General features: G+C 31.2%; 3 protein-coding genes. All 3 read right to left on the bottom strand.

What is annotated here, in order from left to right; all coding sequences use genetic code 11:
- Positions 1–280: 280 nt before the first annotated feature.
- Genes DW947_RS21965 through DW947_RS22135 form a run of 3 tightly spaced genes read right to left on the bottom strand, consistent with a single transcriptional unit; the run spans position 281 to position 2,169 of the window.
- Positions 281–1,798, bottom strand: a complete 1,518-nt coding sequence (locus DW947_RS21965; RefSeq protein ID WP_243635118.1) for a SecDF P1 head subdomain-containing protein — start codon at positions 1,796–1,798, stop codon at positions 281–283.
- Positions 1,799–1,800: 2 nt separating this feature from the next.
- Positions 1,801–2,040 carry a hypothetical protein gene (locus DW947_RS21280; RefSeq protein WP_117967078.1) on the bottom strand — a complete coding sequence of 80 codons (240 nt, stop codon included), beginning with the start codon at positions 2,038–2,040 and terminating at the stop codon, positions 1,801–1,803.
- Between the two features lie 3 nt (positions 2,041–2,043).
- Complete coding sequence (locus DW947_RS22135) at positions 2,044–2,169, bottom strand: PLDc N-terminal domain-containing protein (RefSeq protein WP_374937519.1); 126 nt, start codon at positions 2,167–2,169, stop codon at positions 2,044–2,046.
- Between the last annotated feature and the right edge of the window lie 78 nt (positions 2,170–2,247).

Here is a 2,247-nt window from a genome sequence, read left to right as displayed (position 1 = left end):
TATTTTAGATTTTTATCGATTTGACTTAACCAATTGAAGAATAAACTTTTAGCGAATTATTTGAGAAATAGAGGTAACGATTTAGCAACCGTGCGAATTTTTGCGTTTTGCGTTGCTATGCTGTCAAATAACTCCTTCAATGGCAAATATAATATCTTTTTCCGAAAGTACGAACTATCGGCGGCAATTTTATAAAATCGGCTTACGAAAAAAAGAAAGTGCCGAAAAAGGAAAATCATTCATCCCATGTGTAAGTTGTAATGTTAAGTATGTTACTTTGTCATTTTGTAAAAATTCCATAGGTATCTAACTTTTCGTCTAACCCTATTATTCCTTTTGGTGCTTCAAACCTCCAGCTATATCCATATTTCTTATCGAGATAATCGAAAACTATTTGATTTCTTTTTACTATGTGGGAATAACTTAAGATTGTTAAACGCTGTGATTTATCTTGTAAACTTTCTTTTGTGTACCACGATACTGTAAGTCCGTATTTATCCCAAAAATTGTCTTTCAGAATATTGTTTTCTTCCTTTTTTGAAAGGATTAGGCTTAATCGTGGTGTATGAATACTAAAATCTGACAATATAATCTTTAAATCTATATTGTCATTAACAAAAATTACGGTATCTACATGCTCAAGACCAACACAAGAAAATGTTAAATGATATTTTCCTTTTTGTAGACTGTCTATTTTGAAATAGCCCTCTTTATCTGCCACCCAACTACGCTTTGGTATCTCTTCAATTTGAATACAAGTACCAGCACTTAATGGGGATTTTGTTACTTGGTTAGGAACTATGTATTCTTCTATAAATGTTCTTCCGATGATAGAAAAGCACCTTTGTGCTTTTCTATCATCAACTTGTAGCGGCTTTTCTTGTGCAATATTCATTTGATACCAGACCTTACGTTCCCATTCATAAACAGCAAATCTTTCATCATCCATATTACCAGCTTCATTAACATAACTTCTAATACTCGGTACAGAAGGATATTTTGATTGTATTATGTCATCTACTAAATACCCACACAATCCTTTTAATTCTTTAAACATAAACCCTTGAAACATCAGGCTTATATATTCCTCATTATCATGTAAGTACTGCTTGTACGCTTTGTATGCGTCAGATTTCATATAGTCAGAAGCTTTGTTACTGACATTGGGCTTTTCCAATTCCTCTTTCAATGCTTTTTCCAATCGCTTGTATTCGGTAGAATCCTGTATGCTATACCAATAATGCTCTTTAGGTTTAGTTGTTAAGTCTATCCATGCTTTGGCTTCCCAATAATCGATATTCATTTGGGCAGAATCCCGTTGTTTTGGGGGCAATTCATAATATAAAGAATCTTTTTCCCATTCTTTGAATAATGCGTCAAGCGAATCGGATTTCTCTTTCATGAGTTGTTTATATATATCGAGAAGTTCTTTGTTAGAATGGGATGTAATTTGGAAAGCTCCGCTTTCTAATCTTGCGTTAACCGTAGGGCTGGATATAACAGAATCTTTGAATGTAAATGCAATTTGTTTCCCGATAGCTTTTCCGGTTTCCACAGCCCATTTGTTAAGTTTATGTTTACTGATTTGTCCGTTTATTACATATTTTCCAAAAATGTCAGTATCTAATTTTAGTCCAATGAAATCCTTAACTGTTACTATTGGATTTATAGATAAACTATCTTTTTGTCTGTTAATCACATGATACCAACCGTTTTCACGATGTTTATCTTGGTAGTTTGAATAACTTGGTAAACAAATAAACACCAACAATATTTCTAATAAAATTTTAGTTTTCATATTCAACCCTTGAAATAAATTTTTATGATAGTTGCAGTGATTATCAAGATAATTGATACAACAAAAAGTGAATTTTTGACTTTCTTTTTCTTCTGAAACAAATTAGCAATGCAAGCGGAAATCAAACCTAAACGAGCTACTGTTGAATCAATAGTAATATCATCAATGATGATAGGTGTAATAGCCCATATTGCAATAATAATCATTGAAATATTGGTAATAAAATAAAGCAACCTTTCCATAAATTATTTACGAATTAAATAATATATTGATATTCCGATAATAGGGAATAATAGAACAATCAAGGCATATAGTATTTTGTTCCCTTGTGTGCTTTTTGTGCATACAATATTATATAAGTACAGCAACATCCAGCAAGTATAAATAAAAGACTTATATCCATATCTAAATTTTACAGTTTGGTATTGAGTTTTATTTTTTCTATTTTT

The organism is Bacteroides sp. AM44-19 (assembly GCF_003603395.1).
Lineage (GTDB): Bacteria > Bacteroidota > Bacteroidia > Bacteroidales > Bacteroidaceae > Bacteroides > Bacteroides uniformis.
Note: the sequence above shows the minus strand (reverse complement) of the source record. Positions and strands in the feature narration are given on the sequence as shown.